1 protein-coding gene and 1 pseudogene are annotated in these 599 nt (G+C 45.7%); both read right to left on the minus strand.

What is annotated here, in order from left to right:
* Positions 1 to 305 (minus strand): annotated as a pseudogene (locus tag ACTJLE_RS06440) (terminase); the annotation flags it as partial.
* A gap of 159 nt (positions 306 to 464) precedes the next feature.
* Positions 465 to 578, minus strand: a complete 114-nt coding sequence (locus tag ACTJLE_RS06445) for an HNH endonuclease (protein WP_481267903.1) — start codon at positions 576 to 578, stop codon at positions 465 to 467.
* Between the last annotated feature and the right edge of the window lie 21 nt (positions 579 to 599).

Genomic DNA, 599 nt, shown 5'->3' on the forward strand with positions numbered 1-599 from the left:
CTCATCGCATACCGTTCAATAAGAGGAGACGGGACTTTACTGCTAACACCAATGTCTTTTAGCCACTTCCATGTTTCAGCGAAAATTTCTTTAGCCTGAAGCTGAGTACCGTCTTTTTGCGTGGCGGATAAAAACTCGTGAGGAACAGGCATTTCCGCACCTTCAAGCTCCGGAATATCAAGCACGCTTAAAGGCCTGCCACCAGGGTTTCCTTCACTCGCTTTTTCAACAACCGCTTTCTTTTTACGCCCGGCACCCACGCGTCTGCCGCCACGACCGCCGATATTATTTGATTTTGTAGGCAAACTTTTCGCCTCCTTCCCACGTGAGTTTTAACTATTAAAAAATTTTTGTGTTTGATTTTGCCTATTACCCTTTTGAATACGCTGTTTTTACGCAAAATACCCTGCGCCCGTTCCCCATGGGGTAGGCTCGTAGAGATTTAAACCCCCCTAGGGGGTGGGTTATTTGTTATGCCAGCGATCTCCACGCTTAGCGTGAATTTTAGAATGACAGGATTTGCATAGAGAAATAAGATTATTCCTCTCATGCGTTCCGCCTTCAGCAATCGGTTTAATATGATGAACCTGCTCAACAGG

Source organism: Gardnerella sp. CCPDSM (genome assembly GCF_056754715.1).